The sequence below is a fragment of the Streptomyces sp. NPDC058257 genome (genome assembly GCF_042881845.1).
GTDB lineage: Bacteria > Actinomycetota > Actinomycetes > Streptomycetales > Streptomycetaceae > Streptomyces.
In genome coordinates this window covers 219,144-233,030 of record NZ_JBHVXJ010000009.1, presented here as the reverse complement: position 1 = coordinate 233,030, position 13,887 = coordinate 219,144, and the positions used below count along the sequence as shown (strand labels likewise).

The following is a 13,887-nucleotide window of genomic DNA, read 5'->3' as shown; positions in this document are numbered from 1 at the left end:
GACGGCCGGTACGTGGGAGGCCGTGGGTGGATCTCCGAACCGAGGCACCCCCCGCACTACCCACGCCGTCACCGACGTCCTGTGCGAGGCCGTCGCCGTGGCACAGTCCTAACCGATAGGAAAACATAACGGTTATTAAATGCTAACCGTTAGTGTTACGGTTGCTGCACGAAGACAGCGAGGCTCGCCGAGTCCGACGGTCCGGCGCCGGGTTCGCCGTCCCCCGTCGTCGGCTGGTCTCACCACCACACCGGACGGCAAGAGGAGCAACGATGCGCACTGTGATCGTGGGAGCGGGTCTGGTGGGGCTCACCGCCGCGGCTTCGCTGCGGCAGATCGGGCATGAGGTCATCGTGCTGGAACACGCGCCGCAGGTGCGGGCTGCCGGGGCCGGCATCGCCCTGTGGCCCAACGCGCTGCGGGAGTTGGACACCCTCGGCGTCGGTGACGACGTCCGGCGCATGGGCAAGACCGTCGACGCCTGGTTCTTTGACGCTGCGGGACAGCCGATGCGCGCGGTCGGCTACGATCCGGCCGCCCACCAGTTCCTGATGGTGCCGAGGCCGGACCTGAACAACCTTCTCGTCGACACCCTCGGCAGGGACCAGGTCCGCCTGGGAACACACGTCACCGGCTTCACCGAACACGACACACACGTGGAAGTGCACATCGCCGACGGTGCGCCACTGCGGGCGGATCTGCTGATCGGAGCGGACGGTGTGTACTCCGACGTGCGCGCCACCCTGGTGCCCGGCAGCGCGGCGGTCGCGCATGCCGGCAACTACGCCTGGCGGGCCGTGGTGCCCTCCGGGGACGAACGGCCGGAGGGCACGTTCGTCACGATCGGCCCCGCGCGGACCCGAGGCGGCTACACGCGGGTCGCGCAGGGCCAGACCATGTGGTGGGTCGGCCAGTTCGACGCCGGTGAACTCGTCGGCGGCAAGAGGGAGCGGGCCCTGCGGCGGGCCCGCAACGTGGCCGAGTCCGGTTGGCACGACGAGCTTCTGGAGATGATCGCCGCGACGCCGGAGGAGTCCATCCTGGAAAGTCAGATCATGCTCGTCCCCGAGCTGCCACGCTGGACCACCGACCGGGTCGCGCTGATCGGGGACGCCGCGCATGGTCTGTCCCCGCACATCGCGGCGGGCGGCACCCTGGGCATCGAGGACGCCGGAGTGCTGCGCGCCGAACTGGCGAGCGGGTCCGACACAGCCGCCGCCCTCGCCCGCTATGAGAGCGCCCGCCGCTCCCGGTTCGAGCAGGTGCGCGAGCACTCCGCCGCGGTCGAGCACGCCAACGGGGCCGCCGAATCCGCCGAACGCTACGCCGCCTTCACCCACTGGATGACCACCACCGTGCCCACCGCCTGAGCGCGGCCTACTAGGAGTTCTCCTGAGGGGTGGGCCTTTTCTGGGTGCCGTTGGCCCTGGTCGGTGAGCGCCTCGCCAACGCCGCGGGGGTGGCCCAGGCGGGACATGGCCGGAACGGTCCGGTGCAGTCGGGCCGCGGAGAGATCGGGTGTGCGGCCGGGCAGCCCTCCCGAGATCGACACGATGGTTTTGTACGGGTCGGTGATGACCGGCAGGTTCACACCGTGGCGCCGGAGTTCCCCCGAGCAGCGCCCGCGGAGGTCGTCCTCCCGGTCACCCTTCCCGAGGGCTCCGTCCACCAGCACGTACCGCGCCCCCGCCGTCACCTCACATCGTCCAGGATCGGCCCAGATCGCACATCTGTAGCCCGTTGCGGTCACCTCCGATGACTGTCCCGGCGGGGTGCGACTGCCGCGCCCGGGAACAGTCACACAATCCCTTCGTCACTGATCAACCATGGCAGCGGCCACCAGCGAGGCCGGCCGACGGCGAGGGAGCCCTCCGTATGCATCTACTGAACCGAATGAAACGAAAGTCTGTCATTGCCGGTGCGGCATGGGTGGCGGCGGCCGCCGTGCTGTGGCCGTCCGCCGGGGCCGCTGCCGCTGCCGCTGACGGCCACTGCTTCGATCGTCAGAAGCAGCCGTACACCTCGGTGGTCGACGGTCATCTGCACTTCCGCCCCTTCGGTGGCGAAGCCATTCCGTTCAGCGAGATGGTCGGCTACCTGAAGAAGAGCGGAGTTCACCATGCGAGCGTCTTTGGTATCGGGCAGAAACTTCCGGTGGACTCCTCCTGCACCTACTACCTGGACTGCCCCGACACTCCCGTTCTGCCCAGCATGAAGAACGACTTCGTCAACGCCGAGAACGTTGTGGAATTCAAGCCGAAGGACGTCGGCCTGACCCTGTCCATGACGTTCCCCGACCTGGCGAACCCGGAGACCGTTCCGGCCGGGGTCCGTCTGCTGGACGCGGAGTTCCCCGGCATGTTCCGGTGGATGGGTGAGGTCAACCTCATCAAACAGGCAATCCTGCCCAACCGCCACGAGCCTGCGGACATCAGCGACATCGGCCGCTGGGCGCCCTTCATGAAACAGCTGCGCGAGCGCGGAAACCCCCTCACCATCCACTCCGACCTCGGCAACAATCAGCACCCGACCCAGTACCTCCACCTGATGCGGGAAGTCCTCAAACGCTACCCGCACAACAAAATCGTCTGGGCTCACATGGGTCTATCGAAGGAACTCACCAACCTGGACCCCGACCGGCACATCCACATCATGAAGCAACTCCTGGACGAATATCCCCGCCTCACTCTGGACCTCAGCTGGCGTGTCCTGGAAGACGTGTACTTCACCAAGCCCGGAGCCCGGGAGAAATACACCGCCTTCCTTGACGCCTACCCCACCCGAGCGATCCCTGGCACCGACTTCGTCGCCTCCCGCAGCAAGAACTACAAGACCTACAAGAAGGAACTCGAAGTCACCAGCCGGATCAACAAATCCCTCAACAACGAGGCATTTCGCAACATCGCTCTCGGACAGAACTACTATGACCTGCTCGGAACCGAAGACAAAGCTCCACGGATCTGCATGACGTGACCTTGAGTGGAGCAAGAGAGCAAGAGAGCAAGAGAGCAAGGGCGAAGCGCACAGCAGTCGTACGTTGCTGGAGCTCAGTCTCGGCCATTTGCGCACGCGGCGCGCGGATGATCTGACCGCCCCGGCTACCCACCTGTTTGAGGAAACCGCGAGCACGGCTACACCGCCGTCCTTCTGGTCCGCCACATCAACCAAGGGCACGTCGAGGCCGACCACGCGGCTCTGCCACGCCGCACCGTCACCGGCTTGTTCGCCCTCTACGCCGACCGCCTCGACGACAGAGGGCGAGAGCTGCGTGACCAACTGCCCGGCGCCCGTCCCGAGATGATTACGCTGGCCGACCAGATCCACTCCTTCGCCGCTCTCCTCGTCCCATATGCGGGCAACGACGAGTAGCACTCTGCCCCTTGGCCTATAACGGCAAGGCGGTGTTTGGGTCCCATCCCACCCACCGGCCGGGCGATTCCCGGGCTATCTCAGCCGCCGTCACGAGAAGGACGACGTCATGCTGCGTACGCGACCAGACGAAGTGAACCAGAGCCCCCACACACCTTCATAGCCACTCCGGCGTCGCCCGGGTCGCGACGGCCGATCTCACTTGTAGTGCGGTCTACCGGGGTAGCCACCCGCCGCGGCCGGGCGGCGTCGCTGCCACCGTTGTTCAGGGCGCCGTACAACGCGCCGTGCCCCCGTCGGTGTTCGGCCAGCAGTGTCGGATCCACCGGCCGCCGTCACCGGACCGTCCGCGCACGGCAGTCGGCCGCGCCACTCCACCGGGCCCCGCACATCCTCGCCGTCTGGGAGAGCCGCCTCGCCGACAGCTCGGCCGCCCGGACCCGCGGGCATGCTGGCCCCGGCCGCTGACCTCGTCGGCCAACCCCAGGGCACCGCACGGGGAATGGTGTCGCAGATCGGGTTTCGTGCGGAGCGTTCTTGGCGTAGTACTTCCACCATGGGCTTATCGCCGGTTGCCGGTCACCCTGCTGTCGCTGTTTTCCGTGAGCCCCGAGGCGGGCGGTCCGCCCCGGTGCTCGGCCCGCGGGTCGATACTGAGGCGAAGCGCACCGCGCGCGTGCTGGCCGGGTTGGCGACCCACGCCCGACCAGTCGAGCGGATTGCCGCGCTGCGGCAGGCCGCCGCGGCTGCCGATGAGTTGGCGGCCGCGCTGTCGGCTCAGGATCCGGCCGTGGCCGGTGAGGAACTACCGGCAGAGTCAACCAGTCAGTCCTTCTTCCGGGTCCGTGAGGTGGAGCTGTCGGATCAGCAGCACGCCCTGCACGGTGTCCTGGTCATCCACCGCGGTCTCGAAGATTTGTGTGAGGCCCCGCTGTCGGGTGCCGACCTGGCGCTGGAGGTGGCTGGGATGCGGCAGTCAGTGCTCGACCTCACCGGCGCAGCGCCTGACGCCGCTGACTCCTTATCGCCGGTGGCCGCCCCCGAGCCTGCTGCGGGGGCGTCGTTGGAGAGTGTGTGGAGTGCCCGGTGGCTCATCGGGCACCAGGTCCATGTCCTGTTCAACATCTGCGCCGCAGTCGCCGTGGCCGACGCCACCTGCCATCTGCGGCACGGCGACACCGATGCCGCTCTGCTGCGACTGGCAGATGCGACGGTCTACGTGCGGGGCTTCCCAGCGGCCATGACCCACGCCAGTTCGGTCCCAACTGATTACTACATGGCGGCGATACGCCACACCATGGCGCCTCCGTCGGTGGACGTTCCGTTGAGCGGGCGCCAGCATCGCGGATACAAGCTGTTCCGGGCGGCGATGAAGGAGCTGCTGTCGGTGCTTCCCGACCCCTATGAGCAGTTGGCGGTCCGAGCCCCGGAGCTGGCCGAGGCACGGGGCGCTCTCCTGGAGGCCGACATCGTGGATGGTGAACGGCACGTCACCCTCGCGTACTCGATGGTGCATCTGCATCGTTCCATCGCTCAGAAACCAGAAGGCCCCGACAACGCCGTAGCAGAGCTGCGGCACATGCGGCATCGCCGCGCGGCCCAGTACGCCTGCCTGGTCCGGTTCGGGGACCACTACATCAACGACGCCGTGGCCGGCCTGCGTCACTCGTGAGACCGCGTGTCCGCCGCCCACACCTCCGGCAGGAGACCCTGATGCCCAAGACGACGCCCAGCACCACTCAACGCTCTGCCGTAGCCGCCGACTGGGCACTCGATCCGGCCGATACCGACGCGTGCGAGCGGCTGGTCCGCACCCTGTGCACCGGCGGGCACGACCAGGTCGACAGTCCGGAGTGGGTGGCCCGGGCCCGGGACGCCTGGGAGGACCTTCCGCTCCGGCTGCGCCGTGAGGTGCGCCGGTTTCGAAGGCAAACCGGCCCGCACGGCACATTGGTGGTCGGCGGCCTGCCCGTCGGCCAGGCGACCCTGCCCGCGACACCGTCCGTACCCAACTCGGTCCAGCGCCAGGCCAGCGTCCCGGGCGCGGTACTCACCATGGTCGCCTGCGGGCTCGGCGAGCCTTTCGCCTACCGGGCTGAGAAATCCGGTGCTCTCGTGCAGGACGTCGTGCCCGTGCCCGGGCAGGAGACCTTCCACGGCAACGCCGGATCGGTGCCGCTGTCCTTCCACACCGAGAACGGCTTCCACCCCCACCCACCCGACTATGTGATCTTCCTGTGCCTGCGCGCCGACCACGACCGACGCGCCGGCATGCGCGTCGCCGGCATCCGACAAGCGCTGCCGCTTCTCACCCCAGCCAGCCGCCAGGCCCTGTTCGCACCGGAGTTCATCACCACACCACCACCCTCCTTCGGCCCCGCCACCGCCGCGAGTGAACCCGACGTCAGCCCCCGACCGGTGCTGTCGGGCGCGATCGAGGATCCCGACGTACGCATGGCCCAACTCGTCACCACCCCGCTCACCCCCCGGGCCACCGCGGCGCTGACCGAATTCGGCCGCGCCTGCGAGGCCACCGCCCGCACCCTGCGCCTGGCACCCGGCGACCTGGTCATCATCGACAACCGCGTCACTGTCCACGGCCGCACCTCCTTCAACCCCCGCTACGACGGAGCAGACCGCTGGCTGCAACGCACCTACGTCACCATCGACCTGCGCCGTTCCCGAGACCATCGCCCCCACGACGGCCACATACTCGCCCGCTGACCAGCCTGAAGAGCGGGACAGGAAGATGAACTGGCGACCGCGCGACGACAAGACTCCAGAACTATTCGGATGTCCGTCGCGTAATTCCGCTTCGAATTCTTCTCCAGGCTGCTGAATTCCTTGGACCGCACGGAATTCGGCAACCCTGTGTCGGTATTCCGTCCGGTCACACGCGCACAGGAGCGCCCGGCTTCAGCCGATCCTGACCTCCGCCTCCGGCAGGTCTCGTACGCCCAGGGCCTCCTCAGCCGGCAGCGGCCCCCAGCGCTCTGGATCCGACGCTCCCACCACTTGTCACGTACTCAACCCACACTTGCGCTTCATCGGCCGCACGATGCCCCTGCCCGTGGCTGCGCGGCGCGAGCAGGGGGCTGTACTCGCTCCTGCCGGAGCCGATCACCCATGAACGGGGATTCAGATCAGCACTGGATGTGGCACAGGGGACACGCTCGATTCGACACCGTCCAGCCGAACCTCGTCACCGAGGTACACACTGACACAGCGGCCACGGCGCCGGTGCCTGATGTGTCCCAGCCTGATGTGTCCCATGAGACACATCAAAGGCTGGAGAACCCGGGCACAGGATGCTCGCGCATCGCACTGCGGAGCGGGTGCGCCTGCAGGCCCGATCCGGCCGGGAGGTCGCCTCCGTGTGGATGGACCTGGCGATGGCCGCTATGGCGCTGCCGGAGGGGACTGTCCTGGACGGCGTTACTGGTAGGTGACCTGTGGGGGTGTTCTCGGCCCCACAGGTCTCAGGCGGCGCAGCTCCCATAGACGAGACGAGAGACGAGACGTGACGGGCGCCGCGGCCACGTGCCGCAGTTCGGCCGCTCAGAGGTGGCCGTCCAGGAACGTCCGTACCTCGGCGATGGTCATAGGCCCCGTGCCGTGAGCCACCGCCTCTCCCTCCTTCAGCAGGACGTAGGACGGGGCCGCGGTGATCCCGTATCGCTCGGTTGCGGCCGGACAACGCGTGATGTCGGTGCGGACGGCCGTCAGGCGGCCCGTGTAGTCGTCGGCGATGCCATCCACGACGAGGTCCATCACTCGGCAGGGCTCGATTGCCTTGGGCCATGTCCCGGTGAAGTATGCGAGGACCGGAACTCCGCTCATCCCGAGGATGAAATTGAACTCCGCGTCCTCACGGGGGCGGTGAACCCGCTTTGCCATGGAAGCTCCTGACCTCACGTTCCGTCATTCCATCCCTATCATCCCTCGCGCGGTGCGCCAGACCGGCCCGGTCGGTCGTCCGGCTGGCCTGCCGGAAGGGAGGCACGGGGCGTCGTACGCGTCAGGTGACCCGAAGACCGACCGCCAGCGTCAGTTCAAGGACCCGGTGTGGCGATGCGAGATCCGGAAACAGCTCGCGCAGCTGCGACATCCGATACCGGACGGTCTGGGGATGGACGAACAACGCCGCCGCTACCCCGTCCCGTCTGCCCTGGTGCAGCAGCCACGCCCGCAAGGTCTCCTCCAGCCGCCGTGCGGTCGCGACAGGCAAGGTTTGCAACGGTGCGAGGGCTCGCGCACGCAGGTCTGCGAACGCGTCCGCGTCGGCGCTCAGTATCAGCTCGGGCAGGTGGTCCTCGGTGTCGCGAATATCAGAGGAGAGGGAGCGCGCGCGTACGGCTCGTGCGTACGAGGCGGACGCGCGAGTCCATGGCCGGGCCGGGCCGACCACGGCGGTGCGGTCGGTGAGCTGCCGCAAGAGATGTGATCGGTCGGCATCAGGGACGAGCAGCACACCGATGGCGTCCGGCAGATCGTCGAGGACGAGAGTGCTCGGGTTGAGCGCGCGGTAGGCGGGCCGGGCCTGGGCGGCGGGCAGCAGGACCGCGGTCAGCGAAACCGGAGGCTGCCACCCGGCCCGTTGAACAGAGGCCATCAGCACGTCCGGGCTCGCGTCGGCGAGGAGGTCGCGGGCCAGCTCTTCCAGGTGGCGCTCCTGGGCCCTGCCCCGGGCGGCCAGTTCGTCGGCGTGGCCCGCGGCGCTCGCGGCGGAGAGCTCGTCGATGTAGGCGAAGGTCAGCTCGGCGAACTTGGCGACCTCGGCGGCGGGCAGACCCGCGGGTACGGCACCCGCTGCCAGGCATCGCCAGGCCACGCGGGCGCCGACGCGGTAGGCGCTGAGTAGGGCGTCCATCGAACGGCCGTCGCGCACCTCACCGCGGCCCAGCTCGTAGGCTGCGTCGCCGGCGTCGCCGCCTGTGGCGTTCCCGCTCGCGAGGTCCAGGTAGTGGCCCAGGGCGGTGCGGACGGCTCGGCGGATGGTGGCGCCCATGCGGCCCGCAAGGGCGTTGGCGTAGGAAGGGACCTCGTCGATGATCGCCTGCACGACCTCGTCGGCGGTGGTCTTCAGCGCGGCCCGAAGTGCGGTGACCGTCGTCTCATCCAGGGCCAGTTCGCTGGCCCTCCGGATTGCATGGCTCACGTTTTTGTTCCCTGCGAACAATTTGGCCGACCAGATTTACATCCTGCGGTCAGGACTTTACGCCTTGAGGCGCAGCAAGCTGAAGTCATGACGAGTGCAGCCCTCCGCAGCAGGGCGTGGAAACTGCTGGAGATGGTCACGACGCCGCTGCTGCCGTCGGACTACCTCGACCTGGCCAGCCCGCTGCGTGCGGGCGCTGACCTGCGTGGGCGCATCGAGGCCGTACACCCCGAGACGGGTGACGCCGCGACGATCGTGATCAGACCGGGACGGGGCTGGCGCGGCCACACCGCGGGTCAGTACGTGCGGATCGGAATCGACGTCGACGGGGTGCGCCTGTGGCGTGCCTACTCCATCACCTCGCCGACAAACCGCCAGGACGGCCGCGTCACGATCACCGTGAAGGCGATCCCGGAAGGCAAGGTCAGCAACCACCTGGTCCGCAGGGCGAAACCGGGCACGCTGATCCAGCTCGACCAGCCGACCGGTGACTTCGTGCTGCCGCAGGCCAAGCCCGCCAAGGTGCTCTACCTGACGGCCGGCAGCGGCATCACGCCCGTGATGGGCATGCTGCGCGACATCGAGTTCGACGACGTCGTCATGGTCCACTGCGCGCCACAGCCCCAAGACGTGATCTTCCGCAACGAACTGCACGACCTGGTCGCGGACAAGAAACTGCGGCTCATCGAGGTGCACACCGACACAGACGGCATACTCGACATCGCCCGTCTCGACGAACTCGTGCCCGACTGGGCCGAGCGCGAGACCTGGGCTTGCGGGCCCGCGGGTCTGCTCGACGCCGCCGAAGAGCACTGGACCGAGCACGGCGTCCAAGAGCGCCTGCACACCGAACGCTTCCGCCCCGGCATCGTCGTCGCCGGCGACGGCGGCGAGGTCACGTTCAGCACCACCGGCAAGACCGTCGACGCGGACGGCGCCACGCCGTTGCTGGACATCGGCGAGGAGGCCGGCGTGCTCATGCCCTCCGGGTGCCGCATGGGCATCTGCTTCGGCTGCGTCACGCCGCTCAAGGCGGGCGCCGTCCGCGACCTGCGCACCGGCGAGATCACCGAGGCCGAGCCGGGCGTCCTCATCCAGACCTGCGTGTCCGCCGCGGCGGGCCCCTGCGACATCGAACGGTAGGAGCACCTTGACCGCCATCGACCCCACCGCCCACCTGACCGCGGAGCAGATCGAGGAGCTGGGCCGGGAGCTGGACGCGATCCGCGACGAGGTGATCGCCGGCCGCGGCGAGAAGGACGCCGCCTACATCCGTAAGGTCATCTCGGCGCAGCGCAAGCTCGAGCTGGTCAGTAGGGGTGTACTGCTGTTCTCGATCTTCCCGCCCGCGTGGCTGCTCGGCACCGCCGGGCTGTCCGTGGCGAAGATCATGGACAACATGGAGATCGGCCACAACATCCTGCACGGCCAGTGGGACTGGATGCGGGACCCGAAGATCCACTCCACCACCTGGGAGTGGGATCACGTCTCGCCGTCCGAGCAGTGGAAGCACTCGCACAACGAGCTGCACCACACGTACACCAACGTGATCGGCAAGGACAACGACCTCGGCTACGGCATCATGCGCGTCGACGAGGACCAGAAGTGGCACCCCTTCTACCTCGGCCAGCCGCTGTGGAACTTCATCAACGCCTGCTTCTTCGAGTACGGCATCGCAGCGTACGACCTGGAGCTCGGCAAGAATCTGCACAAGCGCCGCCGCAACAACCCGGAGTTTCGCGCGCGGGCCAAGGCCGTGGGCCGCAAGATCCGCAAGCAGGTGCTCAAGGACTACGTGATCCATCCGCTGCTGTCGGGCCCGTCGTTCCTCCCCACGCTCGCCGCCACGTTCACCGCGAACCTGGTCCGCAACATCTGGACCCACTCAGTGATCATGTGCGGGCACTTCCCCGAGGGCGTGCAGGTCTTCGAGCGCCGGTCGATCAAGGGCGAGACGCGCGGCCAGTGGTACCTGCGCCAGATGATGGGCTCGGCGAACATCAGCGGCAGCAAGGCCATGCACTTCATGACCGGCAACCTGTCGCACCAGATCGAGCACCACCTGTTCCCGGACCTGCCGAGCAACCGGTACGCCGAGGTCGCGGTGAAGGTGCGCGCGCTGTTCGAAAAGTACGGGCTGGAGTACGTCACCGGCCCGCTGCCCAAGCAGGTGTTCTCCGCGTGGCACAAGGTCGTCCGGCTCTCGCTGCCGAACAAGAAGCCCAAGGTCAAGGCGCCGGACCGGGAGCAGGAGCTCGTCGCGGCCTGACTCTCGGTATTTGGTTCAGATCTTTCGGCCGTACCGGCGGCGCCGCCGGGTTCGGTGAGATCCGTCGCGGACGGTGGGCGGCAGCGACATCAGACCGTACGACATGGGATCCGTGGGCTCGTCCGGCACTTCGCGGTGTGCCGGACGAGCCCACGGGCGCAGAGGCCCGGAAGGTTCAGGAACCGGCGCGCTCCCACCGCTGATTGGTGGCTTCGCCGTCACAGGCCCACTGGATCAGGGGCGCCCCGTCACCGGTGGACCGGTTCTGCACGTCGAGGCACTTGCCGCTGTGCCGGGCCACGAGGTGAACGCCGCCCCCGGTGGCGTTCCGCACGGTCCAGCGCTGGCTGTCGCCCTCGCCGCAGGCGGACTGGACCACGGCGGCGCCGTCCTCGGTGGAGGCGTCACGGACGTCGAGGCACTTCCCACTGTGCCGGAGCATCGCGCGGACCGTGCCGTCACCGGAGTCCTGGAACCAGAACTGCTGGTTGAGGCTGCCCCGGGAGCAGGACCACTGGACCGCGGTCGCGCCATCACCCAGAGACTCGTCGGCGATGTCGGCGCACTTCCCACTGTGCTCCGCGGCGAGCGTCTCCCAGCTTCCGGTGCCGCTCACCTTGCCGGCCTCCGCGTCGACGGAAATCTGCGGGTAGTAGTCCATCGTCATCGTCCCCTTGGTGGGGAAGTCCAGCGGGAGCCACACGTATGGGGAGTCGTTGACGTTGCCTCCCATCGAGTTGCCCCAGCGGTCGCCCATGTAGAGGTATGACGTACCCGATGTGCCCTGGACCGGCAGGACGTACGCGGTCTGCGAGCCGTACGCCTTCCCGTTGCCTATGTCATTCAGTTCGGTCCAGTCACCCGTGATGCTCTCGGCGCTGCTGTACTTCTGCTGGTTCGGGGACCAGCCGGTGGCGCCGGACGTCAGCAGGAAGTACCGGCCGTCGCGCTTGAACATGGCCGGGGCCTCACGCGACCGGCCCTCCCACAGCTTGCGCACCAGCGAGTCCACCTTGGTGTAGTCCCCGGACAGCCGGTAGACGTGCAGGTCGGCGTTCTCGTTCGCCGCCGAGATCATGTAGCCGGTGCCGTCGTCGTCGACGAACGTGGTGATGTCCCGTGACATGTGGTCGAGCGGCCGGAAGCTGCCCCGCCAGGCGTAGTCGCCGTCGACAGTGGAGGAGACCGCCACGGCGGCGCGGGCCTCGCCGTAGTCACTCGCGTTCTCCTTGTGCATCCACATCACGAACGTGTCGGTGGCCTTGTTGTAGATGACCTTGGGGCGCTCGATGTTGGCGCTCTCCAGCTCCGGGTCGGTCTTCTGGGTCAGGACGTTCTTGCGGAACTCCCAGGTCTTCAGGTCGGTGGAGCGGTAGGCGGAGACATACCGGAAGGTATTGTCCTCGTTCCGGTTCTCGCCGAACCAGTAGTAGTACCCCTCCACCTTGATCACACCACCGCCGTGGGCGTGCACGACGTCGCCGTTCGGGTCGGTGAACTGGGTTCCGTTGGTGATGGTGACGGCGGCGGGGGCTGGGGCGGGGGCTGCCTGGGCCGAGCCCAGGGGGGACAGGAGTGAGAGGAGCAGCCCTGCCAGGGCGGCGAGCAGAAGGGCGGTCGCGCCTCTCGCCTGCCGCCCCACGGGCCTCGGTGTTCTCCTCTGCGCCTTCGCGGACATGGGTTTCTCCCTGTCGGAATGTGGGGGATGCGCGCACGATGTTTACGTAAACACGAGGTTGCGGACATGAGTCTGGAAATCATGTCCAGCCCTGTCAAGGCTTTGGTCAGGATCGGGTGTGCCCGGCAACTCGCGGCGCCAGTGGTCTGCGTCGAGGTCGGTGGCATGCCGTGGCACGGCAAGGTACGGCGCAGCAACAGCCTGCTGACGGGCTGTATTCGCCGAACTCGCCGCAGACCTCGTGCCGGTCCCCCGCCGCCGCGACCTGCGGGCCAGCGGCGTGATGTGCCGCCTGATCGAAGTCCATCGCAGAGTGCGAGCGGATCAGCGTATCCCCAGGCCAGACAGAGCTCTATCCCGTTGCCTACACAACACTTTGAGCCGAATACTTCGGGCGCAAGCCCGCTGCACCCGCTGCACCCGCTGCACCGAATCCGCCGGAGCGACCTCCAAGGAGCGCTACGACGTGTGCCCCTGGCCGAGTTGGTCGGTCAGCGACCGGAGACGGTCCGTGTCGCGGGCCACGGCGATCACGCGGTGGCCATGCGCCGCCAGCTGGCGTGCGAACTCTCGTCCGATGCCCGCGCTCGCACCGGTAACCAGCGCGGTCGGTGTGGCGGAGTCCTTGTCGGCGCGGGTGCTCACCTCTCGGACTCGGGCTTCGTGTCGGGCGAGAAGAGGAACGATATGCGTTCCATGACGCGCTGGCGCTTGGTGTTCTGGAAGGCGGCGATGCGCCACGTGTCGTCGTCCTGCCGGACCAGTGTGTATGTCTGAGTCTTGGACAGGTCGGCCGCCTTCGGCTCCCCGCCCTTGTAGGTGTCCCCGCGGCTGGTGGCCACGGCGGTGTCGGGGCCGTAGAAGCGGATGCTGAGCCAGGAGTCGGCGAGCTTGGTGCCTTTGAGGAAACCGCCGAACAGAGCGCGGTGGCCTTCGGCGATATCGCGGCGGCCCTGGTAGGCGGTGCCTACGTAGCTGGTGTAGGTGGCGTCCTTGGCGAACTGGTCGCCGTACGCGGTGGCGTCGTGCTGGGCCCATGCGTCCTTCATCGAGCGCAGGGTGTGGCAGACGGCCCGTCGGTCGTCGGGGGTCGCGGCGCCGGCAGGAGTGGCGGTGACTTCGGGCTTGACCGCGTTGCAGTCACTCACGCCGAGGTTCTTCGCGTCGGAGATGGCGTTGAGCCACAGGTATCCGCCGCCCGCGGCGGCGGCCAGCGTCAGCGCGGTGACGCCCAGGATGATTTTGATGCGTCGGCGTCGGCGGCTCTTCGGGGCCGGGGCGGTGACGGGCCCGGCCTGCTCGGGGTGCTCAGTGAGCCCGGTCCGCTTCGGGTCCGAGGTGCTGGTGGCGTTCATGGATATGTCCCCCCTGTGGTAACTTCTCAAGAGAAGTTACTGCGTCGAAGATGTCTCT

Annotated in this window: 13 protein-coding genes; 7 read left to right on the top strand and 6 right to left on the bottom strand. The window is 67.9% G+C overall.

The genetic code is table 11. The annotated features are described in order from the left end of the window. Positions 1–272: 272 nt before the first annotated feature. Entirely contained in the window at positions 273–1,370 is a 1,098-nt protein-coding gene (locus ACFVXC_RS22870; RefSeq protein WP_389907863.1) for an FAD-dependent monooxygenase, read from the top strand. Here the strand turns inward: ACFVXC_RS22870 and ACFVXC_RS22865 are convergent. Further along, positions 1,322–1,675: a hypothetical protein gene (locus ACFVXC_RS22865; protein ID WP_389907861.1), complete on the bottom strand. Its 354-nt coding sequence runs from the start codon at positions 1,673–1,675 to the stop codon at positions 1,322–1,324. The genes ACFVXC_RS22870 and ACFVXC_RS22865 overlap by 49 nt on opposite strands. A gap of 200 nt (positions 1,676–1,875) precedes the next feature. On the opposite strand from ACFVXC_RS22865, the gene ACFVXC_RS22860 reads away from it, so the two are divergent. The 4 genes from ACFVXC_RS22860 to ACFVXC_RS22845 all read left to right on the top strand — a co-directional run bounded on the left by ACFVXC_RS22860 (position 1,876) and on the right by ACFVXC_RS22845 (position 6,093). Beyond that, complete coding sequence (locus tag ACFVXC_RS22860; protein ID WP_389907859.1) at positions 1,876–2,973, top strand: amidohydrolase family protein; 1,098 nt, start codon at positions 1,876–1,878, stop codon at positions 2,971–2,973. A 246-nt stretch (positions 2,974–3,219) separates the two neighbouring features. Continuing rightward, a complete protein-coding gene (locus ACFVXC_RS22855) occupies positions 3,220–3,369 on the top strand; it encodes a hypothetical protein (protein ID WP_389907857.1) in 150 nt (49 codons plus the stop codon). A 502-nt stretch (positions 3,370–3,871) separates the two neighbouring features. Next, positions 3,872–5,041: a hypothetical protein gene (locus ACFVXC_RS22850; protein ID WP_389907855.1), complete on the top strand. Its 1,170-nt coding sequence runs from the start codon at positions 3,872–3,874 to the stop codon at positions 5,039–5,041. A 41-nt stretch (positions 5,042–5,082) separates the two neighbouring features. Next, positions 5,083–6,093 carry a TauD/TfdA family dioxygenase gene (locus ACFVXC_RS22845; protein ID WP_389907853.1) on the top strand — a complete coding sequence of 337 codons (1,011 nt, stop codon included), beginning with the start codon at positions 5,083–5,085 and terminating at the stop codon, positions 6,091–6,093. Between the two features lie 834 nt (positions 6,094–6,927). On the opposite strand, the gene ACFVXC_RS22840 is transcribed toward ACFVXC_RS22845, so the two are convergent. Together ACFVXC_RS22840 and ACFVXC_RS22835 are read right to left on the bottom strand one after the other, a co-directional pair. Next, entirely contained in the window at positions 6,928–7,266 is a 339-nt protein-coding gene (locus ACFVXC_RS22840; protein ID WP_389907851.1) for a thioredoxin family protein, read from the bottom strand. A gap of 121 nt (positions 7,267–7,387) precedes the next feature. Next, complete coding sequence (locus ACFVXC_RS22835; RefSeq protein ID WP_389907849.1) at positions 7,388–8,527, bottom strand: PucR family transcriptional regulator; 1,140 nt, start codon at positions 8,525–8,527, stop codon at positions 7,388–7,390. An 87-nt stretch (positions 8,528–8,614) separates the two neighbouring features. Between ACFVXC_RS22835 and ACFVXC_RS22830 the strand changes: the two genes are divergently transcribed. Both ACFVXC_RS22830 and ACFVXC_RS22825 read left to right on the top strand, forming a co-directional pair. Further along, positions 8,615–9,670 carry a ferredoxin reductase gene (locus ACFVXC_RS22830; RefSeq protein WP_389907847.1) on the top strand — a complete coding sequence of 352 codons (1,056 nt, stop codon included), beginning with the start codon at positions 8,615–8,617 and terminating at the stop codon, positions 9,668–9,670. Between the two features lie 7 nt (positions 9,671–9,677). After that, entirely contained in the window at positions 9,678–10,796 is a 1,119-nt protein-coding gene (locus ACFVXC_RS22825; RefSeq protein ID WP_389907845.1) for a fatty acid desaturase family protein, read from the top strand. Between the two features lie 175 nt (positions 10,797–10,971). On the opposite strand, the gene ACFVXC_RS22820 is transcribed toward ACFVXC_RS22825, so the two are convergent. The 3 genes from ACFVXC_RS22820 to ACFVXC_RS22810 form a co-directional block, all read right to left on the bottom strand. Further along, complete coding sequence (locus ACFVXC_RS22820; protein ID WP_389907843.1) at positions 10,972–12,474, bottom strand: RICIN domain-containing protein; 1,503 nt, start codon at positions 12,472–12,474, stop codon at positions 10,972–10,974. Between the two features lie 459 nt (positions 12,475–12,933). Next, positions 12,934–13,119, bottom strand: a complete 186-nt coding sequence (locus ACFVXC_RS22815; protein ID WP_389907841.1) for an SDR family NAD(P)-dependent oxidoreductase — start codon at positions 13,117–13,119, stop codon at positions 12,934–12,936. Next, positions 13,116–13,829, bottom strand: a complete 714-nt coding sequence (locus ACFVXC_RS22810; protein ID WP_389907839.1) for an SgcJ/EcaC family oxidoreductase — start codon at positions 13,827–13,829, stop codon at positions 13,116–13,118. Before ACFVXC_RS22810 ends, ACFVXC_RS22815 begins: the two co-directional genes overlap by 4 nt. Positions 13,830–13,887 lie beyond the last annotated feature (58 nt).

Excerpts from the sequence above, each read along its gene's own strand:
- ACFVXC_RS22870 (WP_389907863.1), top strand. The coding sequence starts at position 273 with ATGCGCACTGTGATCGTGGGAGCGGGTCTGGTGGGGCTCACCGCCGCG.
- ACFVXC_RS22845 (WP_389907853.1), top strand. The coding sequence starts at position 5,083 with ATGCCCAAGACGACGCCCAGCACCACTCAACGCTCTGCCGTAGCCGCC.
- ACFVXC_RS22850 (WP_389907855.1), top strand. The coding sequence starts at position 3,872 with ATGGTGTCGCAGATCGGGTTTCGTGCGGAGCGTTCTTGGCGTAGTACT.
- ACFVXC_RS22860 (WP_389907859.1), top strand. The coding sequence starts at position 1,876 with ATGCATCTACTGAACCGAATGAAACGAAAGTCTGTCATTGCCGGTGCG.
- ACFVXC_RS22820 (WP_389907843.1), bottom strand. The coding sequence starts at position 12,474 with ATGTCCGCGAAGGCGCAGAGGAGAACACCGAGGCCCGTGGGGCGGCAG.
- ACFVXC_RS22830 (WP_389907847.1), top strand. The coding sequence starts at position 8,615 with ATGACGAGTGCAGCCCTCCGCAGCAGGGCGTGGAAACTGCTGGAGATG.
- ACFVXC_RS22810 (WP_389907839.1), bottom strand. The coding sequence starts at position 13,829 with ATGAACGCCACCAGCACCTCGGACCCGAAGCGGACCGGGCTCACTGAG.
- ACFVXC_RS22840 (WP_389907851.1), bottom strand. The coding sequence starts at position 7,266 with ATGGCAAAGCGGGTTCACCGCCCCCGTGAGGACGCGGAGTTCAATTTC.